Origin of the sequence: Patulibacter sp. SYSU D01012 (genome assembly GCF_017916475.1) — a bacterium.
In the GTDB taxonomy this organism is placed as follows: Bacteria; Actinomycetota; Thermoleophilia; order Solirubrobacterales; family Solirubrobacteraceae; genus Patulibacter.
The window spans coordinates 117,306-141,327 of record NZ_JAFMTB010000002.1 but is presented as its reverse complement, the minus strand read 5'-3'; the positions used below and the strand labels follow the sequence as shown (position 1 = coordinate 141,327).

General features: G+C 78.2%; 22 protein-coding genes. 4 read left to right on the top strand and 18 right to left on the bottom strand.

Annotated elements, in window-relative coordinates; genetic code table 11:
* Positions 1–176: 176 nt before the first annotated feature.
* Positions 177–926: an SDR family oxidoreductase gene (locus tag J3P29_RS10075; RefSeq protein ID WP_210493203.1), complete on the top strand. Its 750-nt coding sequence runs from the start codon at positions 177–179 to the stop codon at positions 924–926.
* Between the two features lie 22 nt (positions 927–948).
* Here J3P29_RS10075 and J3P29_RS10070 read toward each other — a convergent pair whose 3' ends face one another.
* Together J3P29_RS10070 and J3P29_RS10065 are read right to left on the bottom strand one after the other, a co-directional pair.
* Positions 949–1,980: a spore photoproduct lyase family protein gene (locus tag J3P29_RS10070; RefSeq protein WP_349239861.1), complete on the bottom strand. Its 1,032-nt coding sequence runs from the start codon at positions 1,978–1,980 to the stop codon at positions 949–951.
* Positions 1,981–2,068: 88 nt separating this feature from the next.
* Positions 2,069–2,425 (bottom strand): HNH endonuclease, encoded by a 357-nt coding sequence (locus J3P29_RS10065; RefSeq protein ID WP_210493201.1) that lies wholly within the window; start codon positions 2,423–2,425, stop codon positions 2,069–2,071.
* Between the two features lie 124 nt (positions 2,426–2,549).
* On the opposite strand from J3P29_RS10065, the gene J3P29_RS10060 reads away from it, so the two are divergent.
* The gene (locus J3P29_RS10060) at positions 2,550–3,476 is read left to right on the top strand and encodes an NAD(P)H-binding protein (protein WP_210493199.1); all 927 of its coding nucleotides are present in this window, start codon (positions 2,550–2,552) and stop codon (positions 3,474–3,476) included.
* 14 nt (positions 3,477–3,490) lie between these two features.
* Here the strand turns inward: J3P29_RS10060 and J3P29_RS10055 are convergent, their stop codons facing one another.
* The 13 genes from J3P29_RS10055 to J3P29_RS09995 form a co-directional block, all read right to left on the bottom strand.
* Complete coding sequence (locus J3P29_RS10055; RefSeq protein WP_210493198.1) at positions 3,491–4,942, bottom strand: tail fiber domain-containing protein; 1,452 nt, start codon at positions 4,940–4,942, stop codon at positions 3,491–3,493.
* A 119-nt stretch (positions 4,943–5,061) separates the two neighbouring features.
* Positions 5,062–6,240, bottom strand: coding sequence for an NAD(P)/FAD-dependent oxidoreductase (locus J3P29_RS10050; RefSeq protein ID WP_210493197.1), 1,179 nt, complete (start codon positions 6,238–6,240; stop codon positions 5,062–5,064).
* A 194-nt stretch (positions 6,241–6,434) separates the two neighbouring features.
* The gene (locus tag J3P29_RS10045; protein WP_210493195.1) at positions 6,435–6,644 is read right to left on the bottom strand and encodes a hypothetical protein; all 210 of its coding nucleotides are present in this window, start codon (positions 6,642–6,644) and stop codon (positions 6,435–6,437) included.
* Between the two features lie 47 nt (positions 6,645–6,691).
* Positions 6,692–8,149, bottom strand: coding sequence for a hypothetical protein (locus J3P29_RS10040; protein WP_210493194.1), 1,458 nt, complete (start codon positions 8,147–8,149; stop codon positions 6,692–6,694).
* A 138-nt stretch (positions 8,150–8,287) separates the two neighbouring features.
* Positions 8,288–9,049, bottom strand: coding sequence for a carbon-nitrogen hydrolase family protein (locus tag J3P29_RS10035; protein ID WP_210493193.1), 762 nt, complete (start codon positions 9,047–9,049; stop codon positions 8,288–8,290).
* Between the two features lie 121 nt (positions 9,050–9,170).
* The gene (locus tag J3P29_RS10030; RefSeq protein ID WP_210493192.1) at positions 9,171–9,746 is read right to left on the bottom strand and encodes a GNAT family protein; all 576 of its coding nucleotides are present in this window, start codon (positions 9,744–9,746) and stop codon (positions 9,171–9,173) included.
* 88 nt (positions 9,747–9,834) lie between these two features.
* Entirely contained in the window at positions 9,835–11,319 is a 1,485-nt protein-coding gene (locus J3P29_RS10025; RefSeq protein ID WP_210493191.1) for a protein adenylyltransferase SelO, read from the bottom strand.
* 102 nt (positions 11,320–11,421) lie between these two features.
* Positions 11,422–12,369 (bottom strand): NAD(+) diphosphatase, encoded by a 948-nt coding sequence (nudC, locus tag J3P29_RS10020; protein ID WP_210493189.1) that lies wholly within the window; start codon positions 12,367–12,369, stop codon positions 11,422–11,424.
* 57 nt (positions 12,370–12,426) lie between these two features.
* Entirely contained in the window at positions 12,427–12,597 is a 171-nt protein-coding gene (locus J3P29_RS10015; protein WP_210493188.1) for a hypothetical protein, read from the bottom strand.
* 333 nt (positions 12,598–12,930) lie between these two features.
* Positions 12,931–13,641 (bottom strand): VIT1/CCC1 transporter family protein, encoded by a 711-nt coding sequence (locus J3P29_RS10010; RefSeq protein ID WP_210493187.1) that lies wholly within the window; start codon positions 13,639–13,641, stop codon positions 12,931–12,933.
* Between the two features lie 81 nt (positions 13,642–13,722).
* A complete protein-coding gene (locus tag J3P29_RS10005) occupies positions 13,723–15,309 on the bottom strand; it encodes a bifunctional aminoglycoside phosphotransferase/ATP-binding protein (RefSeq protein WP_210493186.1) in 1,587 nt (528 codons plus the stop codon).
* A complete protein-coding gene (locus tag J3P29_RS10000) occupies positions 15,306–16,814 on the bottom strand; it encodes an amino acid permease (RefSeq protein ID WP_210493185.1) in 1,509 nt (502 codons plus the stop codon). Before J3P29_RS10000 ends, J3P29_RS10005 begins: the two co-directional genes overlap by 4 nt.
* A 144-nt stretch (positions 16,815–16,958) precedes the next feature.
* Positions 16,959–17,843 carry a universal stress protein gene (locus tag J3P29_RS09995; protein ID WP_210493184.1) on the bottom strand — a complete coding sequence of 295 codons (885 nt, stop codon included), beginning with the start codon at positions 17,841–17,843 and terminating at the stop codon, positions 16,959–16,961.
* 182 nt (positions 17,844–18,025) lie between these two features.
* Here J3P29_RS09995 and J3P29_RS09990 point away from each other — a divergent pair, with 182 nt between their 5' ends.
* On the top strand, positions 18,026–18,892 hold the full coding sequence (locus J3P29_RS09990; RefSeq protein ID WP_210493182.1) for a universal stress protein: 867 nt from the start codon (positions 18,026–18,028) through the stop codon (positions 18,890–18,892).
* 105 nt (positions 18,893–18,997) lie between these two features.
* Here J3P29_RS09990 and J3P29_RS09985 read toward each other — a convergent pair whose 3' ends face one another.
* Genes J3P29_RS09985 through J3P29_RS09975 form a run of 3 tightly spaced genes read right to left on the bottom strand, consistent with a single transcriptional unit; the run spans position 18,998 to position 21,919 of the window.
* Positions 18,998–20,557, bottom strand: coding sequence for an FAD-dependent oxidoreductase (locus tag J3P29_RS09985; protein WP_210493181.1), 1,560 nt, complete (start codon positions 20,555–20,557; stop codon positions 18,998–19,000).
* Complete coding sequence (locus J3P29_RS09980) at positions 20,554–21,438, bottom strand: FAD:protein FMN transferase (RefSeq protein ID WP_210493180.1); 885 nt, start codon at positions 21,436–21,438, stop codon at positions 20,554–20,556. The genes J3P29_RS09985 and J3P29_RS09980 overlap by 4 nt, the downstream gene beginning before the upstream one ends.
* Positions 21,439–21,442: 4 nt before the next feature.
* Positions 21,443–21,919 carry a hypothetical protein gene (locus J3P29_RS09975; protein WP_210493179.1) on the bottom strand — a complete coding sequence of 159 codons (477 nt, stop codon included), beginning with the start codon at positions 21,917–21,919 and terminating at the stop codon, positions 21,443–21,445.
* Between the two features lie 176 nt (positions 21,920–22,095).
* Between J3P29_RS09975 and J3P29_RS09970 the strand changes: the two genes are divergently transcribed.
* Complete coding sequence (locus J3P29_RS09970; RefSeq protein ID WP_210493178.1) at positions 22,096–24,018, top strand: hypothetical protein; 1,923 nt, start codon at positions 22,096–22,098, stop codon at positions 24,016–24,018.
* The last annotated feature ends 4 nt before the right edge of the window (positions 24,019–24,022 follow it).

Sequence of the window (24,022 nt, the reverse complement as noted above, 5' to 3'; positions counted from 1 at the left end):
CTAGCGGCGACGTCGTTCCGCGCCGTGCTCGCCCGTGAGGCGCCGAGCGGCTACCGGCGCCCGAGCCGCCTGCCCCCGCACCCGAGAGAGCCCTCGCGTTTTGGACCGATCGTTCCGCTATGCTCTCCCAGCCGGTTCTGGACCGGACGTTCCGCAACAGCAGTCGAGGAGGTCTCATGACGCAGGTTCTGGCAGGGAAGGTCGCCGTGGTCACGGGTGGCTCGAGCGGCATCGGGCTGGCGATCGCGCAGCGCTACGCCGCCGAGGGGGCGCGCGTGTTCGTCACGGGCCGCCGGCAGGAGGTCCTCGACGCCGCGGTCGCGCAGATCGACGGCGACGTGACCGGCGTGCGCGCCGACTCGGCGAGCGCCGCCGACATCGAGGCGCTCTACGCGCAGGTGCGCGACGCGGCCGGCCGCATCGACGTGCTGGTGGCCAACGCCGGCGGGGGCTCGTTCGCGCCGCTCGGGCAGATCACCGAGCAGCAGTACCGCGAGACGTTCGACTCCAACGTCCTCGGCACGCTGCTGACGGTGCAGGGCGCGCTGCCGCTGCTCGTGGACGGCGCCTCGGTCGTGCTGCTGAGCTCGACGACCTCCGCGCTCGGCGGCGCGGCGTTCAGCGTCTACGCGGCGTCGAAGGCCGCGATCCGCAACTTCGCCCGCTCCTGGGCGCTCGACCTGAAGGACCGCGCCATCCGCGTCAACGCGCTGGCCCCGGGGCCGACGCACACGCCCGGCGTGGTGGGGCTGGTGCCCGAGGGCCAGTACCAGGGCCTGCACGACGCGCTCGTCGCCGAGGTGCCGCTGGGCCGCGTCGCCGATCCGTCCGAGATCGCCGGCGCCGCGCTCTTCCTGGCCTCCCCGGACGCGAGCTTCGTCAACGGCATCGAGCTGTTCGCCGACGGCGGGCAGGCGCAGGTCTAGCTCCGGCCCGACGCCCCGCAGCCTAGAACGCGTACCGCACCCGCAGGTACGGGGTCCGGCGCGCGATCAGCTCCTGCAGCTGGCCGAGCCACGTCGCCTTCCAGCGGTGGCGGTAGCGGACGTTGTCCTGGCCGTTCTGCGAGCGCTTGGGCTCCTGCGTCTCCGGCGTCCAGAGCAGCTCCTCCGCCCGCGGGTGCCAGCCCAGGTTGACCCGGTGCAGCGCCTCGTTGTGGGTGAGCATGATGATCTCGGCCTGCAGCTGGCGCTTGGCCGCGGCGCCGATCCCGTCGTCGAGCTGGGTCAGCAGCTCGTCCCACGGCTCGAGCCAGCCCGGGCGCACGACGACGGGCGACAGGTTGACGTGCACCTCGTACCCGGCCTCGACGAACGCGTCGATCGCGGCGATGCGCGCGGGGACCGGGTCGGTGCGGACGTCGAGCACGCGGGAGAGCTCGGCGGGCATGAGCGAGAAGCGCACCCGGGTGCCACCGCGCGGGTCCCAGTCGAGCATCCGCCGGTTGACGGCCTTCGTGGCGAAGCTCGCCTTCGCGCCCGGCGTGGCGGCGAACAGGCGCACGAGGTCCTCGACGTTGTCGCTCACGTCGGCGTCGACGGAGCAGTCCGAGTTCTCGCCGATGTCGTAGACCCAGTCGACCGGGTCGCACTGGTTCGCCTCGGCCTTCGGGCCCGTGCGCCGCAGGTGGTTCATCGTCGTCGTCGCGATCGCGTCGATGTTCGCGAAGACGGTGATCGGGTTGGCGTAGCCCTTGCGTCGGGGGACGTAGCAGTAGGCGCAGCTCATGGCGCAGCCGTTCGCCGTCGACGGCGCGATGAAGTCGGCCGACCGCCCGTTGGGCCGCACCCGCGGCGTCTTCAGGGTGCCGAGGACCAAGCTGGTGCGCTTGATGCGGTTCCAGTCCGCGACGTTGCCCGGGTTGCCGTGCAGGCCCGGGATGTTCCAGTGCGAGGGCACCTCGATCCGCTCGGCGTCCGGGAACCGGTCGAGGACCTGCTGGCCGCGCGGCAGGGCGGCCGCGGCGGGCTCGACGTAGATCCGCTCGAGGGCGAGACGTCCGCGCGCCGTCCCGGGACCGCGGGGCGGGCCGTCGAACGGCAGCGTGCTGCTCACGAGGCGCCGTCCGTCACGGCCGGACCGGGGCGTCGACGGACGCGAGGCGCTCGAGGAGCCGGCGGCCCGCGTCCCGGTGCACGCGACGGTCGGAGGCGAGCAGGCGTCGCAGCGCCGTCCGCAGCCCGTCGACGTCGACGGCCACGCCGTCGCGCAGCAGCTCGCGGACGTACGCGTCGACGGGCCGGGCGCCACGCCGCCGGTTGCACCCCCGGCAGGCCAGGACGACGTTCTCCGCCACCAGGTGCCCGCCGCGGGCACGCGGCACCAGGTGCTCGAGCGTCAGGTCGCGCCGCCACGGCGCGCGCCCGCACCACGCGCAGGCCGGCCCGTCGCGCTCGAGCAGCGAATCGACGGAGACGGCGGCCACCCCTCCACCGTACGCCCCGCCGCGCCGGACGGTGCCGGGCGGCCACGGACGACGACGGGGCCGGCCGCCCGGGGTGCGAAGCTTCCGGACGACGGACGCCGCACCCCGCCGAGAGAGGAGCAGCATGGCCCCCCGACGACACGACCCCGATCCGGACGCGACCCCGCCGGGGACGATCCTGGTCACCGGCGCTACCGGCGGCATCGGCGGGGCGCTCGTCGAGGAGCTGCAGCGGGCGGGACAGCCGTTCCGGGTGATGTGCCGCCGGTACGAGCAGATCCGGGCCTTCGCGGAGCGGGGCGTCGAGGCGACGTTCGGCGACCTGTCGTCGCCCGCCACCGTCCGGGCGGCGAGCGTCGGCTGCGACCAGCTCTTCCTCGTGCCGCCCGCCGTCGAGGGGATGTCCGTCCAGACGTGCGGGGCCATCGACGCCGCCCGCGAGGCCGGGGTGACGCACGTGGTCAAGGTGTCGGCGTCCGACCGCAGCCCGGACTCCCCCATCCCGTGGGCGCGCGAGCACGCGTGGAGCGACCGGTACCTGGGGGGCAGCGGCGTGGCGTGGACCGTGCTGCGCCCGGCGGCGTTCCTGACCAACCTGCTGCAAGCCGCCCCGGCGATCCGGCGCGGCGTGCTGCCGGGCCTGAGCGGCCCCGGGGCGACCCCGTGGGTGGACCCGGACGACGTGGCTGCGGCCGCGTGCACGGTGCTCACGGACCCGGCCCGGCGGGGCGGCGCCGGCGACGACGGACGCAGCTGGCTGCTGACCGGCACGCCCCCGCTGTCGTTCCCCGACGTCGCCGCGCGGCTCCGCCGGCAGCTCGGGCGCCGCGTCCGCTACGTGCCGGTCCCGCCGCCGCTGGCCTACCTGGCGATCCGCGCGTCGGGGGCGTCGCCGTGGATGGCGCGCGGCCTCGTCGCCCAGTTCGCGACCGTCGTCCGGGAGGGTCGCGACGGCGTCCGCGAGGTCTCGGGCGACCTGGAGGCGCTGCTGGGCCGGGCGCCGCGGGACCTGGACGCGTTCGTGGCGGCCCACCGGGACGCGTTCCGGTAGGCCGCCGCGGGCGGTCAGCGCTCCAGCGCGTCCAGCCGCCGCTCGAGCGCCGCGATCTGCCGCGCCTGCGTGCCCAGCCGCCGCGCCTGCGCGTCCAGCCGCCGCTGCTGCCGCACGGTCTGGGCGTGCAGCTCCTTCACCGCGGCGAGCGAGACGCCGGCCTCGTCGAGCAGGCCGATCGTGCGGTCGTCGCTGCCGAGCCCGAACGCCTTGCGGAAGTCCTGTGCCATCGGGCCCAGGTGACGGACGCCGCGCCGTTCGCCCCGGTAGCTCCAGGTGCTGACGGGCATCCGCGCCAGGCGCCGCAGGACGCCCCGTGCCGGAGCGACGTCCCTCTTCGTGTGCCGGTCGCTCGTGCAGGACATGGACGCCCCGCCGGCCGCGATGAAGCAGCCGGTCGTCCCCGCGGCGTTGGTGAGCAGCCGGAAGCCGCCGGCGGCGCGCGCCGTGAACTGGTTGTCCGCCGTCGCCGCGACGGTGTTCGTGGTCGAGGCGTCGCCGAAGACGAACGCGCCGTCGAAGCCCTGCTGCGGGTCGAGGTCCGGGATCGAGCACGTCCCGGCGGCCGGGCACCCCGCCCCGGCGACCGCTCGACTGCCGAGCGCCACGGAGCCCTGGCCCATCGCGGCGGTGCGCGAGCCGATCGCCACGGCGCCTTGCCCGGCGGCGCGGCTGGCGAGTCCGAACGACGTCGCGCCGGTGCCGCTGCTCGCGGTCGTGCTGCCCATGGCGACCGCGGCGTTCCCGGTCGCGGAGGAGCGGTCGCCGTACGCCAGCGCATAGATGCCGCTGGCCAGGGCGCCCGATCCGCCGGCCCACGAGTAGAAGCCGACGTTGGCGTCGTCCCAGGCGGTGGAGGGACACGAGCCGGCCGAGCCGCTGCGGAACGCCCCCTTGTACGGGTACCACATGGTCCGCTCGCCGCAGCCCGACGCGGGGATGCGCCCGAACCCGAGCCCGCCGCCGGCCAGCAGCCCCCCGTCGGCGAGGACCTTGAAGTCGGCCGTGCCCGTCGCCCCGCTGTCGACGACCGTCGACCGCAGCCACAGCGACGCCGCGGCCGGATCCGTCGCCGGCGGCGCCTGCGGCTCCGTCGGCGACAGGCGCGAGAAGCGCGCGTCGCTCTCGTCCTTCGGGTAGAACCGCGACGTGTCGACGGTGCCCGTCTCGCCCCGGGGGCCCTGCGGACCCTGGGGGCCGGCGGGGCCGGCAGGACCGGCGGGCCCGGGCGCGCCCGTCGTCCCGGGCGGCAGCACCGACGCGGGGAAGCGCTTGTCGCGGCCGAGCGGGACGAGCTGTCCCGCCTTCGGGGTGCGTGACGCCTTCAGGCCGCCGACGCGGGCGGCGTCGTCCGCCTTGCGCGCGGCGGGGACCTTCTTGGGGGCGGCGTCCGCCGGCGGGGCGGCGGAGAGGGCCACGAGGGCCGCGAGCGCCAGCGCGGCGCCGCGACGTGGACGGAACGACATGGGACTCCCGGGGTCGTGAGGATGTACGGCGCAGACTCACGGACGCGGGGGCGTCCGTCAACGCCGTCAACGCGACGGCGTCCGCCCGTGCCGTGCGGGGCCCGGGGTGCGCGGGGCCGTCAGACGACCTGCGCGGCGGCGTACCCGGACGCCCACGCCCACTGGAAGTTGAAGCCGCCGAGGTGGCCGGTGACGTCCAGGACCTCGCCGATGAAGTACAGCCCCGGGCTCTTGCGCGACTCCATCGTCTGGGACGAGACGTCGCGGGTGTCGACGCCGCCGAGGGTCACCTCGGCGGTGCGGTAGCCCTCCGTCCCGGCCGGCACGACCTGCCACCCGCCGAGCCGCTCGGCGATCCGCCGCAGCTCGGCGGGCGTGTGCTGCTTCATCGGCTTGGACGGGAACCAGCGCTCGGTGAGCAGCCCCGCCATCCGCTTCGTGAAGACCTCGCTCAGGACGGTGCGCAGCTCGCTGTCGGGGCGCGTCGCCCGACGCTCCTCCAGCCACGCGAGCGCGTCGTGGCCGGGCAGCAGGTCGATCTCGACGGCGTCGCCCAGGCGCCAGAAGGAGGAGATCTGCAGGATCGCGGGGCCGCTCAGGCCGCGGTGCGTGAAGAGGACGTTCTCGCGGAAGCTCTGGCCGTTGCAGCGGACCTCGGCGTCCACCGACGTGCCCGACAGCTCGGTGCAGAGCTCCTTGAGCGCGTCGGTGATGATGAACGGCACCAGGCCCGCGCGGGGCTCGACGACCGCGTGGCCGAACTGCCGGGCGATCTCGTAGCCGAAGCCCGTCGCGCCCATCGTCGGGATCGACAGGCCCCCGGTGGCGATGACGACGGACTCGGCGGCGACGTCGCCCAGGTCCGTGCGCAGCCGGTAGCCGTCGTCGGTCCGCTCGATCCGCTGCACGGCGGTCTTCAGGTGCAGCTCGACGCCGGCCTGCGCGCACTCGTCGAGCAGCAGGTCGCGGATGTCGTGCGAGCGGCCGTCGCAGAACAGCTGACCCAGCTTCTTCTCGTGGTACGCGACGCCGTGCTTGGCGACCAGGCCGACGAAGTCCCACGGCGAGTAGCGGGCCAGCGCGGACTTGCAGAAGTGCGGGTTGCCGGACTGGTAGTTGTCCGGCTCGGCCCACATGTTCGTGAAGTTGCAGCGCCCGCCGCCGGACATGAGGATCTTCTTGCCCGCCTTGTTCGCGTGGTCGAGCAGCAGCACGCGGCGGCCGCGGGCGGCGGCCGTCATGGCGCACATCATGCCGGCGGCGCCGGCGCCGATGATCACTACGTCGGGGGTGCGCACGACACGTCCTGGGGCACGGGGAGAGGCGGCGGGCCGAGGCCCGGCCCGACACGGTACGGCGGCGCGGCCGCGGATGCGCCCCGGCGGGGCCGCCCCGCCGCTCCGGTCCGGGGCGCCGGCCCGTCCGCCCCACGGCGTCGCGCGCCGCCGCGCGCGGAACGTCCCCGCCGCGTCCCGGGCGCCGGCCCGCGGCGTCAGCGGGCGTCGGGGGGCGGCGTGGCCGAGTCCCGCCGCCGCGCGAGGTACCCCAGCAGCGCGGGATCCCGGGAGCGCAGCACGTCGACGGTCTCGCCGGTGCAGGCGCAGAGCGCGACGACCGCCTGGCCGTCGGCGCGCCCGACGAGCCGCCACGCCGCGCCGGCGTCCTCCCAGCGCGCGAGGGTCTGCAGGGGCGAGTCGTCCACGGCGCCGATCCTCGCTCTCCCCCGCGCCGGTGGCAAGCGCGGCGCCGTCAGGCGACGACCGCCGCGGCGGCCAGCCCCTGCTGCACCTGCGCCGCCAGGGCGCCGCAGGCGGGCCCGCGAGCGCCCGCGGCGAGCGTCGCGTCGAGCCCGAGCGCGTCGTACGCGGCGCGGGCCCGCCCGTACGCCTCGAGCAGCGCGGGCGTCGGCGCCGGATGCGCCGGGCGCGCCGCGTTCAGCACGGACGCGAGCGGCGCGTCGCGGGCCGCGAGCCCGGCGTCGCGCAGGCCCTCGACCGCGGTGCGCGCGATGGCCGCGTCCTCGACGAACGCGCGCAGCTCGACGACCAGCAGGGTGCGCCCGGGGCCCAGCGGGACGCCGCCGGGCGCGACGCGCACCACCGGCACCGCCGGGTCCAGGACGTGCGTCAGCTGCGGCACCTCGGCGAGGGCCGCGGCGTCCCCCTCGACCCACGCGGTGACGGCCCGCAGGCGCGGGACGTCGTAGGGGACGCCCGCCGCGGGGAAGAGCTCGCCGGCCCCGATCGCCAGCAGCGGCCGCCAGGCCGTCACCGGCGGGCCCGCCAGGAACTCCAGCGCCGTGCCGCCTCCGCCTCCGGGGCCGACGCGCCGCAGCCCGCCGACGACCTCGACGACCACCGACGCGCGCGAGCGCAGGCGGGCGACGAGGCGCTCGACCAGGACGCCGACGAGCTCCGGCGCCAGGGTGTGCGGCGGGGCCTCGACGCCCGCGAGCGCCTCGTCCGGATCGAGGGCCGCCGCGAGCGTCGCCGGGCGGACCAGCGGCGTCCAGGCGGCGTGGCGCAGCGCCGCGGCGATGCTGCGCGCCCCGCCGGGCGCGGCCTTCGCCGCGCGCGGGCCGACCCATCGGCGGTGGAAGGCCGGACCGTGCTGGCCGACCGACGCCTCGGCGAGGGTCATCCCCGCGAGCGCGTCCTCGTGGTCCGCGTCGAGCAGCCCGTCGTCGCCGAACGCGGCGCGCACCGCATGCACCTCGCGGCGCAGCTCGTCGCGGACCGCCTCGGGCAGCCGCGCGTACGGACGCGGATCCCCGGGGTGCAGGAGCACGTCCGGCTCGAGCCGCCCGGCCTCGACGGTCGCGGCGTCGTCCAGCACGGCGGGCGTGGTCCCCAGCACGCCGGCGGCCCACACTCCGACGCCGGCGCCGTCCAGCCGGAGCAGCCGCGGCGGCGGCAGCAGCGTGCGACCCTCCCGGCGCGCGGGCAGGAGCGCGCCGGCCAGGTCGTGCGTCGGGGCGAGCAGGCGGACGGGCACGCCGGCCGCGCCCAGGGCGTCGGCCGCGACGAGCGCCGCCAGCGTGCCGCCGACGACCACCCGTTCGCCGGAGCGCCGGGCGGGCGGCGGATCGAAGGGGCGCGGGGCGTCGTCGCGCACGACGCGCTCGACGCGCGGCACCCGCGGCGCGAGCGGCGGCACGATCGCCGCGCCGCGGTACGGACGGAGCGGATCGACGCGCGGCCAGGTCACGCCCGGCTCCCCCGCGCACGCGCCGCCGCCGCGCCGACGTGCGGCGCGCGGGCGTCGGCCGGCGGACGGAGGGCGATCCTCACGACGCGGTCATCGGCCCCGAAGCCGGAGCGCTTGAGCGATCCGCGGCGACGCGGGTCAGGCGACCGCCGGCGCGCGCGGCGCCAGCGCGGCGGCGGAGAGCCGCGCGACGCGCAGCCCCGCCCCCGCGTCCGGCGCGGGCACGCGCGTGGCGTCGGGTGCCCAGACGCCGCTCAGGCCGCACGAGGTCCATCCCGGACGGGGTCCGGCGGCGTGGTTGGCGAGCGCGACGAACATCCGGTGGTCCTGCGCACGGGCGGCCATGTGCACGTCGAGCCGGCGCTCCTCGCCCGTGACGTAGAGCGCCGACACGGCGTAGAGCTCGGCGCCGGCGTCGGCGACCGCCTGGGCGTGCCGCGGGACGGCGGCGTCGAAGCAGATCCCCAGGCCGACCCGCCAGCCGTCGAGGGCGAAGGGCGGCGCGGGGGCGTCGGCCGGCACGAAGCGCTCCCGCTCGGCGCCGTGCAGGTGCTGCTTCGGGGCGACGGTCTCCCGGCCATCCCGCAGGACGATCGAGGCCAGGCGCGGCCCGCCGGCCTCGCGCACCGCAGCGCCGACGACCACGGCGACGTCCGTCTCGGCGGCCGCGGCCCGGATCGGGTCCAGCCGCGCGTCGTCCGGGAGGACCCACGCCTCGTCGCGGTCCAGCAGGTCCAGGTCGTAGCCGACGAGCGAGAGCTCGGGGAGCACGAGCAGCCGGGCGCCGGCGGCCGCCGCGCGCCGGGCCAGCTCGGCCGTCGTCCGGGCGTTGGCGGCGACGTCGCCGGGCCGCGACGCGGTCTCGGCGACGGCGATGGTCAGATCGGCGACCGGCGGCACGGCCCGCAGCCTAGACGGCCGTCTCGGCGGGACGGGTCGCCGTCCGTCGCGGCCGCGGCGCCCCCGGCCTCGTGGGGCCGGGGCGTCCGACGCGGTCGCCGGCCGCCGCGGCCGCGACGGCTCAGCCGGCGAGCGCGGCGTCGATCTCGTCGCCGATCAGCGAGAAGCCGTCGAGATCCTGCCGGCGGCCCCGGTGCACGGCCGCGTGACGGCGGCGGCCCTCGGGTCGGAAGCCCAGGCGGCGGGCGAGCGCCGCCGAGCGGGCGTTGCCGGCGGCGGCGGTCCAGACCAGGCGGTGCGCGCCGAGGGCCCGCCGCGCGTGCGCGATCGTGGCCAGGCAAGCGCGGCGCACCAGGCCCTCGCCCTCGTAATCCGTCGCGATCCAGCAGCCGACCTCGACCGCGTCCGCCGCGGGGTCGTGGCCCAGCAGCGCGGTGCCGCCGACCACGACGTCGCCGTCGAGGAGGAGCAGCACGAGCACCCGGCCGCCCTCGCGCCGCAGGTAGCGGCCCAGGAACGCCGCGGCGCCCTCCGGCGTGGCGGCGCCGGCCGCCCACGGCAGGTGCTCGCCGAGGTGGTCGAGGTCGCCGGCGACGAGCGCGGCGAACGCGTGGGCGTCGCCGAGGGTCGCCTCGCGCAGCAGCAGGACGCCGCCGGACGGCCGCGGCAGCTCGACGGGCGCGAAGGCGACGCTCACGGGGCGGCATGGTGCCACGGCGCCCGGCGGCACGGCCGGGGCCGGCGGCGCGCCCGCCCGCCCCGCGCCGCGCCGGCCCACCGCGGGCTCAGGTGCCGCAGAACGTCTGGAAGCCGGCGCCGAACGTCGCGGGCGCCGGCTGCGCGTACGCCTCCAGCCCGGGCCGCTCCTCGAAGGGCCGACGGACGACGTCCACGAGGCGCTCGACGGGCCCCAGGTCACCGTCGGTGGCGGCCGTCAGGGCCTCCTCGACGAGGTGGTTGCGGGGCACGTAGACGGGGTTGGTCCGGTCCATCGCGGCGGCGGTCGCCTGCGGATCCCGGCCCGGCCCGGCCAGCGCGGCGCGCCACCGCTCCGCCCAGGCGTCGAACGCCGCCGGGTCGGCGAAGAGGGCCCGCGCGGGCGCGTCGTCGCCGCGCACCGCCGCCGACAGCGCGCGGAACCCCGCCGTCAGGTCGACCTGCCCGGCGTGCATGAGCCGGAGCAGGTCGTGGCCGAGCGCCGCGCCGTCGGGGGCGTCCTCGGGCATGCCGAGCTTGGCGCAGATCCCGCGCGCCCAGTGGCGGTCGTAGCGCGCGACGAACGACTCGAGGACGGGCGTGGCGGCGGCCACGGCGTCCTGCGCGTCCGGGGCGATCAGCGGCAGCAGCGGCGTGGCCAGCTGCGCCAGGTCCCACTGCACGACGAGCGGCTGGCGGCCCCAGGCGTAGCGGCCGCCGTGGTCGATCGAGCTGAAGACCGTCTCCGGGTCGACCGCGTCCATGAACGCGCACGGGCCCAGGTCGATCGTCTCGCCCGAGATCGCGACGTTGTCCGTGTTCAGGACGCCGTGCACGAAGCCGACGTGCATCCACCGCGCGACGAGGGCGGCCTGCGCCTCGACGACCGCCTCGAAGAGCGCCAGGTACGGCTGGTCGGCGTCGGCCGCCTGCGGGTGGTGCCGCGCGATCGCGTAGTCGGCCAGGCGCCGCACGAGCGCCGGGTCGCCCTGGACGCCGGCGTACTGGAACGTGCCGACCCGCAGGTGGCTGGCGGCCACCCGCGCCAGCACCGCCCCCGGCAGCTTCGTCTCGCGGTACACGGGCTCGCCCGTCGCGACGACGGCGAGGGCGCGCGTGGTCGGCACCCCCAGCGCGTGCAGGGCCTCCGAGACGACGTGCTCGCGCAGCATCGGTCCGACAGCGGCGCGGCCGTCGCCGCCGCGCGCGAACGGCGTGCGGCCGGCGCCCTTCAGGTGGACGTCGCGCCGGCGCCCGTCGGGGCCGACGAGCTCGCCCAGCAGCACCGCCCGTCCGTCGCCGAGCCGCGGCACCCAGCCGCCGAACTGGTGGCCGGCGTAGGCCTGCGCGACCGGCCGCGCGCCGTCGGGCACGGCGTTGCCGGCCAGCACCGCGACGCCGTCGGGGCCCGCGAGCGCGTCGGGGTCCAGGCCCAGCTCGCGCGCGAGCGGCGCGTTGACGACGAGCGGCCGCGGCGCACGGACGGGCTCCGGCCGCCACGGCACGTACAGGCCCTCGAGCTCGCGGGCGAACTCGTCGTCGAGGGCGAGGAGCGGCCCGGCGGTGGTGCTCATCCGTCGAGGCTAGCGGGGTCGCCGCCCCGGCCCGCCGGCCCGCGGCGGCCCGCGCGGGCGCCCGGCCCCGCGGCTGCGCAGCCCCGTTGGCCGAGCGGTCCCTCAGCGCCGCGCCCAGTCCTCGACCAGGCGGCGGGCGATCGCGGACCGCGGGGGCAGCAGCAGCCCGTCGCCCGGCGCCTCCTCGTCCCAGGCGTCCTCCTCGACCGCCGCGAGCACCTCGTCGCGCCCGAACCAGCGCGCGTCCTCCAGCTCGTCGTCCGTGCCGGCGATCGCGCCCGCCGCGTACGGCACCTCGAAGCCCACCATGAGCGAGAACGGGAACGGCCACGGCTGCGACGAGCGGTAGGCCGGCGGGCCGACGCGCACGCCGACCTCCTCCAGGACCTCGCGCGCGACGGCCTCCTCCAGGCTCTCCCCGGGCGAGACGAAGCCCGCCAGCGCGGAGTAGCGGCGCGCCGGCCAGACGGCCTGGCGGCCCAGCAGCACGCGGTCGCCGTCGGTCACGAGCATGATCACGACGGGGTCGGTCCGGGGGTGGTGCACCGTCCCGCAGACCGGGCAGGAGCGGGCCATGCCGCCCTCGGCCAGGCCGGTCGGGGAGCCGCAGACCGCGCAGTGCCGCGTGGCGCGGTGCCAGTTCAGCAGCGCCGCCGCGTAGGCGACGAGCCCGCCGTCCCCCCGCGCGAGCTCCTGCGCCACCGCCCGCAGGCCGATGCGGCCCGCGGCCTGGGGCGCGGGCTCGCCCCGCATGCCGCCCGCGCCGACGAGCGCGGCGCGCCGGCCGGCCGGCGGGGGGTCCTCGTCGACGACGAACAGGGGCCCCGCGTCGTCCAGGCCCAGCAGCACGGCCTCGGCGTCCGCGGGCAGCACGTCGGCCAGCGGCACGAGGTCGAGCGCGGCCCCGGACGCGCGCACTCCCGCGTCGCCGAGGAGCAGCGCCCGCGCCGCCGGATCGCGCTGCTGGGCGTCGAGCCACCCCTGGTCGCGGCGGCGACGGTCGGCGGCTCGGTCGATCTGCGCGCCGGTCAGCGCGTTGGGCTCGGGCATGCGGGGGACGCTAGCCGCCCGGCGGCCGGTCCCCCGCGCGGCGCCGGATCCCGGCGGTCAGCGGGCTGACGCCTCGAGCGCCGGCGCGGGCGGGAGCGCGCCGGCGTGCGACGTCTCCGCCGAGACGACGACCCCCACGCTCAGGAAGAGCGCCAGGAGCGGGCCGGTCAGGCCCGCCAGCGCGACGGTGCGGAGGGATGGAGCGACGGTGTAGCGGTGCTGCGGCATGACGGACGACCTTCGGGTGGGCGGTGTACTCGTCCGGAAGGTACGGCCGGTCCGGCCGCCTCGTGAGACGCCGTGCACAGATGGTCGGCCGGGCGTTTCGTACCTCCAGGACCGCCGTCTGCCGCCGATCACCGGGGCAGCTGCGGCCTGACGGCGGCCACGCCTCCGGCGAACAGCCGTGCGTCCACCGTTGGGGTCCCGGCGTGGACGGCCGTCGGAGACGCCCACGGCGGCGGCCGCCGCCCCCGCCCGACGCTCCCGGGACGCCGCGCTCCGCCGACGTCTTCGTGCGCCGCGGTCCCCGACGTGCCTCCACCGGACGGCCGGGCGCCCTCAGACGCCGCCGACGAGCGCCCCGATCCCGTAGGTCGCGGCCATCGCCGCGACCCCCCACGCCGCCACGCGCAGCGCGGCGACGCCGGCCGGCGCCCCGCCGAGCCGGGCCCCCAGGGCGCCGAGCACCGCGAGGGCGACGCAGGCCACGGCGACGATCGCCAGCACGTGCGCCGTCAGTGCGGCGGCGAGGGGCAGCGCGGCCCCCGCGGCGAACGCGACCGCCGACGAGCCGGCGGCCTGCAGCGGCCGGGCCCGCCGGGCGTCCGCCAGACCGAGCTCGTCCCGCACGTGCGCCGCGAGGGCATCGCGCTCGGTGAGCGCCTCGGCGACCCGGCGCGCCAGCTCGGGCGGCAGCCCCCGCTCGCGCTGCAGCGCCGTGAGCTCGTCGAGCTCGCCGGCCGGGTCGTCCGCCAGCTCCCGCGCCTCGAGCGCGATGTCCGCGGCCTCGGTGTCGCGCTGCGAGCTGACCGAGACGTACTCGCCGGCGGCCATGGAGAACGCGCCGGCGGCCATACCGGCCAGGCCGGCCGTCAGGACGGCGCTGCGGCCGGCGCCGGAGCCCGCCACGCCGAGCAGCAGGCTGGCGGTCGAGACGATGCCGTCGTTGGCGCCCAGCACCGCCGCGCGCAGCCAGTTCGCGCGCCCCGACCGGTGCCGTTCGACGTGCCGTCGCGCCGGCCACCCGGCCGTCGGTCCGCGCCCGGTCATGCGGCACCGGTCCGCACGGCCCCGAGGGCAGAGGCTGCGGTCGTCATGGGGTCTCCTCGCGGGGGCGGATGCGTCAGCCTCTCACGCGTCGAGCGCCGCGGCCAGCCGGTCCAGGACGGCCTCGACGGGCGCGTCGGTGCGCAGCGGCACCACGCGCGCGGCCGGCACCTCGTCGAGCGGCTCGCGGGCGCGCAGCTGCGCCTCCAGGACCGGGAGCGTCGCGTCGGACGCCGAGCCGGGGGCGGCAGCGCGGGCCGCGACCCGGCGGCGCAGCACGGGCGCCGGCGCGTCGCAGACCACGTGGATCGTGCGGTGGGCCTCGCCGGGCATGGCCGCCGCGAGCGCGCGGCGGTGCGCGCGCGTCAGGGACGTGGCGTCCACGACCACGCTCTCCCCCTCCTCCAGCCGCGCCGCGGCGCGGCGGCCGAGCTCGGCGTACGTCGCGGCGGTCACCGCCGGCGCGTACAGGGCGTCGGGGGCGTGCTCGGTCGGCGCCAGTCCCGCCGCGGCCTTGCGAAGGACGTCGCTCGACAGCACCGGGATGCCGGTCCGGCGCGCCAGCCGGTCGGCCAGCAGGCTCTTGCCGCTGCCCGAGGGGCCCGCCAGAACGTAGGCGCGCGGGCCGTGCGTGCGCCACGCGTGCCGCTCGGCCAGGGCCAGCCGTCCCCGCGCCACCTCGGCCGCGCGGTCGGGCCCGTCGACGTCGCCGCGGAGGGCCGCGACCTTCGCCCGCACGCACGCCCGGTGCGCCGCGTAGAGCGCGCGGAGCGTCGCGGGACCGGGGTCGCCGCCGTGGCGCCGGTACGCGCCGAGCAGACGGGGCGCGGCCTCGCCCGCCCCGCACGTCTCGAGGTCCATCGCGAGGAAGGCGAGCTCGTCGGCCACGTCGACCTCGCGCAGGTCGTCGGCGAACGCGAGCGCGTCGACCACGCGCACGCCGTCCTCGCCGAGCAGCACGTGCTCCGCGCGCAGGTCGCCGTGCAGCGCGCGGATCCAGCCGCCGGCCGCCCGCTCGGCGAGCAGCTCGCCGTGGTCGCGGACGTACGCCCGCAGCCGGCGCTGCACCCGGTGCAGGGCCGCCCGGTCGTCGGCCGCGTCGAGCAGGGCGGCGAGCTCGTCGGCGTCGTCGTCCAGGAGCCGGAGGACGTGGGCGCAGGCGCCGGGCACGTCCTCGGCCGCCGCGACGCGGCGGGCGCCGCGGTGGTAGCGGGCGACCCGCTCGGCGACGGCCTCCAGCTCGGGGTCGGGCAGCGGCCCGCGCTGCGCGTGCGCGGCGAGCGTGTCGGCCGCGGCGAACCGCCGCATCTCGACGACGACCTCGAACGCGTCGGGGTCGTCGCCGGCGGTCAGGCGCGGCCCGTCGGCGGTCCGTGCGACGCCGCGCACGCCCAGGTACAGGTCGGGGGCGAGGACGCGGTTGCGCGCGATCTCCGCGTGGCACGCCCGCCTGCGGGCGGCGAGCGTGCGGTGGTCGGCGAAGCCGAAGGACCGGGCGCGCCCCACCTTGTACGCCCGGTCGGCGGTCAGGAGGACCGCCGACATGTGGGTGTCGATCCGCTCGAGGGCCTCGGCCGGCGTCCCGGCCGCGGCGGCGACCGCCGCGGCCACGTCGTCGAGCGAGGACGGGCCGGCGGGCGGCGCCATCGCGGTCGCGGGACGGGCGGTCATGCCGTCAGCGCTCCCGTCCCTCCGGCCGCGTGACCGGCCGGGTCGGTCGCGGTCGCGGTCGCGGGCGCCGGGGCCGCGGAGCCCGCGGCGGGCGTCGGCGGCAGGGCGTGCGGGTCGTCCGCGGGGGGCGTGCCGATCAGCACCTCGTGGTGCTTCGCGGCGGCCCGGTGCTGCATCCACTTCATCCCGACGTACACCGGGATGCCCGCCAGCAGGAGCATGAAGCCCTTGGTGACGATGTCGTCGCCGGCGCCGGCGATCGCCCAGGCCGAGTACAGGAAGGCGAAGGCGGCGACGGTCAGGTCGCGGGCGAAGTGCTTCCTGTCGAAGAGCTCGGGCTCCGTGACGAGCAGGTGCGCCTGGGCCGCGGCCGAGTAGGCGTACGGGACGAGGGTGGTCAGGGTGGCCAGCAGGGTCACGAACGTGAAGGCGCTGACCAGGCCGTCCGTGTAGTTCATGAGCATCAGGCCGCTCAGCAGGGCGGACGAGATCACCAGGCCCACCACCGGCGTCTGGTTCTTGCCGTGCACCTTGGCGAAGACGGCCGGGAAGAGCCCGTCCTGCGCGGCGGCGAGCGGCACGCGACCCTGCAGCAGGATCCAGCCGTTGAGGGCGCCGAACGTGGCGGCGATGGCGACGAGCGCGACGACCTTCGTCCAGGCCCCGCCGAACATCACGCCGGCGGCGTCGGCGAACGGGCTGGTCGAGCTCGCGAGCGTGCCCGCCGGGATCACGCCCATGACGACGACGGTCGACAGCAGGTAGACCACGGTGGCGGCCAGGGTGCCGTAGATCGTGGCGCGCGGGATGTTCCTCTCGGGGTCCTTGACCTCCTCGGCGGCGACCGTGGCGGACTCCAGGCCGATGAAGGCCCACATCGTCAGCGGCGCGGCGGCCGACAGGGCCGACCACGTGCCGTGCGGGGCGAACGGGGTCAGGTTGTCCGCGTCGACGAAGAACAGGCCGACGATCGCGACGATCGCGAGCGGCACGAACTTGAGGATCGTGGTGACGAGCTGGATCTGGGCGCCCTGGCGGACGCCGAGCGAGTTCATGGCGGTCAGGAACCAGATGACCGCGATGCCGACGACGGCGGCGAGCAGGTGGTTCGTCGCGAGCGCGGGCCAGAAGACCGCCAGGTAGCCGACCATCGCGACCGTGATGGCCGCGTTGCCGGCCCAGGCGGCGATCCAGTAGCCCCACGCCGTCTGGAAGCCGACGAAGTCGCCGAACGCGCGGCGGCTGAAGGCGTACGGGCCACCCGTGCGCGGGAACGTGCGGCCGAGCCGCGAGAACACGAGCGCGAGCAGCATCGCGCCGACGCCGGTGAAGACCCACGCGAGGATCGAGACCGGGCCGGCCGCGGCGGCCAGCGAGGCCGGCAGCAGGAAGACGCCAGAGCCGACCATGTTGCCGATGACGAGCGCCACGGCCATCCACAGGCCCATCTGGCGCTTGAGCTGGGGTGCGGGGACCGCGTCCCGCGCACCCTTCCGGGGTGTCATGCCTCCTCCTTTCGGACCGCCGTCCTGGCGGCCACGAGGACGATCCGATCCTTCCGCCGCGCGCGGCCGGCGCCATCCGGGCGAGCGTGCGCGCGTGGTGCCCGGGACTACGGGGCCGGGACCGTAGTCCTCCGGGCGTCCGGCTCAGCCGTCCGCGCGGGCGGGATGCGCGCCCGTCCGCGCCCCACGCGGCACCACGAGGAGCGGGCACCGGGGGCGCCGGACGAGCCGCGACGAGACGCTGCCGAGCAGGACGCGGCGGACGGGCCCGTGGCCGCGCGAGCCGAGGACGAGCAGCTCGACCTCGTCGCCCAGGACGGTGAGGGCGCTGGCGGGATCGCCGTCCAGCACGCGCAGCTCCGCGGCCTCGGCGCCGGGCACCCGGTCGCGGACGGCCCGCAGGCCGCGCGCGGTCAGCTCGCGCACGTCCCGCACCTCGGCCAGGTCGGGGTAGCCGCCCCACCAGACCGGCTGCTCGGCGACGCCGGCGAGCACCAGCCGCGCGCCGGCGGCCTGCGCCAGCTCCGCGCCGAGCCCGACGGCGCGGACCGCGTCGTCCGATCCGTGGCAGGCCACCGCCACCGTCCGCGGCCGCCACCCCGCCGTCGCCAGCCCCGGCGGGGCGACGCCGACCGCGCACGGGCTGCCGTGCAGCGTCTGCTCGGTGGCGCTGCCCACGCGCACCCGCGCGGCGCGCGCGCTGACGCCGACGACGAGCGCCGACGCGTCCAGCTCCTCCGCCAGGCGGTGCAGGCCTTCGGCGGGCGACACGCCGAGGCACGCGGTGAACGACGTCCCTGGCCGCGCGCCCCAGCGGACCCGGGCGGCCGCGAGCTCGAGCTCCGCGGCGGCGAGCAGCTCGCGGTGGGCGGCCCCCGGCGGCAGCCCGTCCGGCGCGGGCTCGTACCCGCACACCCGCGCGACGGTCAGCTCCGACCCGCGGGCCAGGTCGGCCAGACCGGCGGCGAGCGCCAGGGCGTCGTGCCCCCCGGGCGTGTCGACGAAGCCGGTGACGATCCGTTCGAGCATGGTTCCTCCTGGTGCCCTGCCACCGTACGCCAGCCGGGCGGGCGCGTCATCCGGGGTTTCCGCGCGCAGGGGGCCTGGGGTGCCGCGAACTACGGACCGTGCCGCGGGGAGCCCCCGGATGGACGGCGCTGCGGGGCGACGTACGGTGCAGGCACCACCACCCGACCCCCGCGGAGCCAGCAATGAGCACGCACCTCGTCGTCGGGCACGACGGCGGCGCCGGCGGCGCCGACGCCCTCGCCCTGGCCCTCCACCTGTCCGACCTGCTCGGGCCGGAGCCCGCGCGGCTCACCGTCGCGTCGGTCTACCCGACGGCGGTCGGCACCCTCCGCCTGGGCGTGCCGACGGACTACGACGCCGCGCTCCGCGAGGACGCCGAGGAGCGGCTGGCGCCCGCCCGTGCGGCGCTCGCCGGTCGCGACGACGTCGAGCTGCTCGCGGTGCCGGGCGGCTCGCCCGCGCGGGCCCTCCACGAGCTGGCCCGGGAGCGCGGGGCCACCGCGATCGTCGTGGGCCGCAGCCACACGACCGCCGTCAGCCGGCCGTTCATCGGCTCCGTCACGGAGCAGACGCTGCACGCCGCGCCGTGCCCGGTCGCCGTGGCGCCGCGCGGGTACGCCGAGGCCGCGCCGGCGGCCGGCGTCGTCGCGGTGGCGTACGACGGCAGCCCGGACGCCCGCCACGCCCTCGGAACCGCGGCCGGCATGGCCCGCGGGACGGGCCGGACGGTGCGGATCGTCGAGGTCGTCGAGCGCGTCCCGCTCGCCGTCGGCAGCATCGTCGACCCGTACCCGTTCGCCGCCGTCCGCGCCGAGGCGCACGGCGAGCTGGCGCAGGCGGTCGAGCTCGCGGGCGACGTGCCGACCGACCCATGTCTGCTCGAGGGCCCGACCACCGAGGTGCTGGGCGCCATCGACGACGTCGAGCTGCTCGTCCTGGGGTCGCGCGGCTTCGGGCCGGTCGAGCGCGTCCTGCTCGGCAGCGTCTCGACGCGCGTGGCGCGCCACGCCGCCGCGCCGCTGCTCGTGCTGCCGCACGTCGCCGCCTGAGCTGGGGCGGAACGCCCGGCCGCCGCGGCCCGGCCGCGTCCGGGCCGGGCGCCGCCGGCCCGGGGCGTCCCGGTGGGGCGTCCCGGGCCCGGGACGCCCGGCGCCTCAGTAGCCGGCGAAGTGGTCCGTGCGCACGCGCCGCACCCCGATCCGACGCAGCGCGCCGCGCACGGCGTCGACCATCGCGGGCGGCCCGGAGACGTAGGCCGCGCGGTCCGCGGCGTCCGGGACGGCGCGGCGCAGCACGTCCTCGGCGAGCAGCGGCGCGTCCACGTGCGTCCACCCCGCGGGCAGGTCGCCGGGCGCGTCCGGGCCGACGAGGACGACCCGCGCGCCGCTGCGCGCGAGGACGTCGCGGTACGGGACCCCCTCGCCGGGGGTCAGGCCGACGACGAGCACGACGTCGCGGGCGACGCCCTCCCCCGCCCCCGCCTCGCGCAGCTGCGAGACGAACGGCGTGATGCCGATGCCGCCGGCGACGAGCAGCAGCGGCACCGCGGGGTCCCGCGGCAGGACGAAGTCGCCGGCGACGGTGGTCGCGGCCACCACGGCGCCGGGCTCCAGCCCCGAGAGCGTGCGCTTGAACGAGCTGCCCCGCCCGCCCGCCGGCGACTCGCGCACGCCGAACGCCACGGTGCGGCCGTCGCCGGGCGCGGACGCGATCGTGAAGACGCGCCGGACCCCGCGCCGGTCGGCGCGGCCGTGCGGCAGCGCCAGCTCGGTGTACTGGCCGGCGGCGAACCGCACGGGCCGATCCACGGCGAACACGTACTCCGCGGTGCTCGGCCCCAGCGGCCGCCGCTCGACGAAGCGCAGCCGCACGCCGGTGCGCCGCGCGAACGCGAACGCCAGCACGTTGCCCAGCACGAGCGCCAGCTCCGGCGTGCTCGTCACCCCGCCCACGTGCCACGGGACGGCGAAGAGCACGCCCACGAGCGCGGCGACGAGCAGGGCCTGCACGCGCCGCGGCGGCAGCGTCAGCGGCTCGGAGAGCATGAACCCGGCCAGGAACACGATCGGGTACGACTGCAGCGCGGTGGTGAGCGCGTCGCCGACGCCCTGGCCGCCGTCGACCAGCCGGACGGTCACGATCGCCCCGGCGACCACCACGAACGTCGCGCCCACCGCCAGCCGCCGGGTGCGGTAGAGCACCACGACCGCGGCCACGAGGACGAACGGCAGCAGCTCCTTGCCCCCGACCCACCAGACGGTCGCGCCGAGCTGCGTGACGCCGACGATGGCGGCGCCCGCGGCCGCGGGGTTCAGCAGGTGGCGGCCGCGCCACGCCAGCAGGTACTTGGACAGCGTCGCCAGCAGCGCGGCCAGGCCGAGGTCCAGCAGGTCGCCGGACTTCGCGGACGGCCAGAAGAGGAAGAAGAGCAGCAGGCCGGTGATGAGCGCCGACTCGGCGTGCGGGCGCACGCGGAAGAGCGGGGCGACCAGGCGGTTGGCGCCGTAGGCGACGCCCAGGGCGACGGCGGCGCTGGCGACCATGTCGCCGGGCGCGTACGGGAGCGTGCCGGCGGCGGCGTACGCCAGCGCGACGAGGGCGAGCGCGGCGAGCAGCAGCAGGACCAGCCGGTACATCGTGACGCGCCCGAGCGCCCGGTCGACGGGCGCGAGCGCGGCCCCCAGCGTGGGGCGCGGGACGGCGACGGCGCTCATGCGAACAGCTCCCCGGGCAGGGCGGCGGAGCGCTCGTAGCGCCCGTCGGCGAAGACGCGCACGCCGGTGCACGCGAACGCGCGCTCCAGCCGCTCCGGCGGCACGAAGAAGAGCGCGGTGGCCAGGCCGTCGGCCTCCATCGCGGTCGGCGCGATCGCCCAGGTCGCCACGACGTCGCGCGTCGGCGCGCCGGTGCGCCCGTCGAGGACGTGGTGCCGGTCCGCCCACGCGCGGCGGTCGATCCCCGAGGCGGCGATCGCGGCGTCCGCGAGTTCGACGACGCCGATCGCGCGCGTCGGGTCGCCCGGCTGCTCCAGCGCCACCCGCAGCGGCGCGGGGCCCGCGGTGCGCAGGTCGCCGCCCGCGTCGACGACGTGGTCGGCGATCCCGCGCGCGGTCAGCAGCGCGCCGACCAGGTCGACGAGCTGCCCCTTGCCCGCGGCGCCGACGTCGAGGAGCACGGGCCGGCGCAGCTCGATCCGCCGGCCGACGTGCGCGACCGTCGCGTCCCACGCGGGCACCTCGGGCTCGCCCGGGCGCGGCGTGAGCGAGTACGCGGCGTCGTAGCCGTGGTGCTCCATCGCGCCGCCGACGAGCGGCGTGACGGCGCCGCCGGTGGCGTCGTGCAGCCGGCGCAGCAGGGTCAGGAGCGCGGGGCCCTCGGGCGGCAGCGGGTGGCTGCCGCCCTCGCGCGCCATCCGCGCGACGAGCGAGTCGGGGCGGAAGCGCGACCACGTGCGGTCGTAGCGGTCGACGAGGGCCGCGACGTCGTCCGCCACGCCGTCGAGGGGCTGCGCGGCGTCGATCCGCCAGCGCGTCCCGATCGCGTCGAAGCTCAGGCCGTGGCGGGGCGGCGCGGCCGCGGGTGCCGGGGCGGGCATGGTCCTACGCCGCGGCGTCCGACTTGATCTTCGCGACCGCGGCGTTGAAGCCGCCGCTCGTCAACGACGAGCCCGCGACCTTCGAGACCTGCAGGTCGTCCAGGCTGCGCCCCACGACCTCGCCCGAGATGCCCCCGGCGAACTCGCCCTGGTACCGCTTGCTGTTGGGGTTCGTCGCGTGCGGGGTGACGTCGACGGCGGTGACCTTGCCGCCCTGCAGCGTCAGCTTGACGCCGATCGTCTCGTCGCCGTTCGGGGAGCGGTACCCGCCGTCGGCGGAGTACGTGCCGTCGCGGTAGGTCGAGCCCGCGGTCGTCGCGGACGTCGACGTGGCGGCGTCGCCCGCCGCGGCGGTCGTGGCGGCGGCGTCGGACGCGCCGGCGGCGCTCGATCCGTCGTCGCCGCCGCAGCCGGCGAGGACGCCGCCGGTGGCGGCGACCGCGAGGCTCGTGGCGACCCAGCGGGCGGGGATGCGGGACATGGGGACTCTCCGTTCGTGGCGTGATCGGTGCGGTTGCTGCGGCAAGCATCCGCGCCGAAGCTGGGAGGATCCTGAGAGGAGGCTCCGGATCTCTTGGGGAACTCTTCGGTTCGGCGCCGAGCGTACGCCGGAGACCGCCCGGGGGCGCGGCGGCGACGGTGCGGTAGGTTGGCGCCGTGCGTGTGCCGTCCGTCCCTCTCCTCCTCGGTGCCGCGTGCGGCGCCTCGATCGCGGTCTGCGGCTGGGGGGCCGCGGGCGCCGCAGCGTCGTGGACGCCCGCCGACCCCGTGCCCGTGGCGGTCGACGAGCCCGCGGTCGTGGTGGGCGCGGAGCCCGGCCGCGTCGCGGTGGCCGGCGTGGAGGGCGCGGGAGGCAGCGCCTTCGTCGGCGCCACGCACGCCCCCGGCGGATCCTGGGCCGCCGCCGCACGGCTGCCCCTCGGGCCCGACGACGCCCCGATCGTCGGTACCGGCGGCGCCGTGGCGCTGGCGTCCGCCGCCGGCGCCGTCTCCGTCCTCCTGGTGACCCCCGACGGCGCCGCCGTGCCGGTCGGCGTCGCGGGCACGGGCGAGCCCCTCGACGTCGCCGCCGACGCGCTCGGCACCGTCCTCGTGGCCTACGGCGACGCGGACGGGCGCGTGCGCCTGGCGCGCCGGTCGGCCGGCGGGGCGTTCGCGGCGGTCAGCGGCTGGCGCGCCCCGACGAGCTCCACCCTGTCCGTGGCGCCCGTCGCGGGCGGCGGGTTCACCGTCGCCTGGAGCGACGACGCCACGGGCCGCGTGAGCGTCGCCGGCGTGGGGCCCGGCGGCGCGGCCGGGGCGCCGCTCTCGCTCCGCGTGCCGCCCACGGACACCGTCGTGACGCCGGTCGCCGCGACCGGCGCCCCGGGCGCGGCCGCGGTCTGGACCGAGGAGCCGGGGGACGTCGACGACGCCCCGGTCGAGGTCTTCGCCGGCGGGCTGGGCCTGCCGGCGGTGCGCGTCGCCACGCTGCCCGCCGGGGTGCTGCCGGAGCCCGTGTGGGCGCAGCGGCTGCCGAGCGGCCCGGTGCACGCCGTCTGGACGGCGTCGGACGCCGACGGGGCGACGACGACCACGCTGGCGTCCGCCATGCCCGCGACGCCCCCGGTCCCGCGCGACCTCGGCCTGGCGGTCGCCGGGCCGCCCCTGCTTCGCGGCGACGGCACCGTCGTGGCGGGCGTCACGCCCGACGGGCGGGCCGCCGCGGTCGACGTCGCGCCGTCGGGCGCGCCGCAGGGGACCACCACGGGGCCGGTCGTCGGGGACGCCGCGGCCGCGGCCGCGGCGTTCGACGCCGAGGGCTCGCTGGCGCTGGCCGTCGCCACGACGGACGGCGGCACGGTCGCGACGACGGACGACCGCACCGCGCCGACCCTCGCCGTCGAGCCCGGCGACGACCCGCTGACCCCGGGGACGACGGTCCGCGCGCGGGCGACGGACGCGTGGGGCGTCGCGGACGTGCAGTGGCGCCTGGACGGCGCCCCGTGGACCACGGGCTCCGGGGCCACGCTGCCCGGCGACGCGGACGGCCGACGCCTGACCGTCGTCGCCCAGGACCGCGGCGGCACCGCGTCGGGGGCCGTGGAGCGGGCGGTGCGCGCCGCGCCCGTCGCCCCCACCCCGGAGCCCCGCGCCCCCGCGCCCGTTCCTCCCGCGCCGCCCGTCGCGCCCCCCGTGACCGTCCCGCTCCCCACCCCGGCGCCGAAGGCGACCCGGCCGTCGGTCCGCATCGTCGGGTCGGCGCCGGTGCGCCGCGACGGCCGGTGGGTCGTGCGGCTGCGCGGTCGGGGGATCGACCGCGTGCGCGTCTCGCTCTTCCGGGAGCGCTACCGGCGGCTGCCCGCGGGCGCGAGCCGCCCCCGCACGTGCACGCCGCGCGCGTCGACGGGCCGCCGTCCGGCGACGGGCCTCCGCGGGCGGTCCGTGCTGCGCGTCGACGGCGAGCGCATCACCCTGCCGCTCCCGTCGCGCTTCGCGCGGGCGCTGGCCTCGCGCGGCCGGTACACGCTGCGGGTCGTCGGCTACGCCACGCAGGGCGACGAGCGGGCGCGCGCGCAGACGCGGTTCACCGTCTGCTGACGCG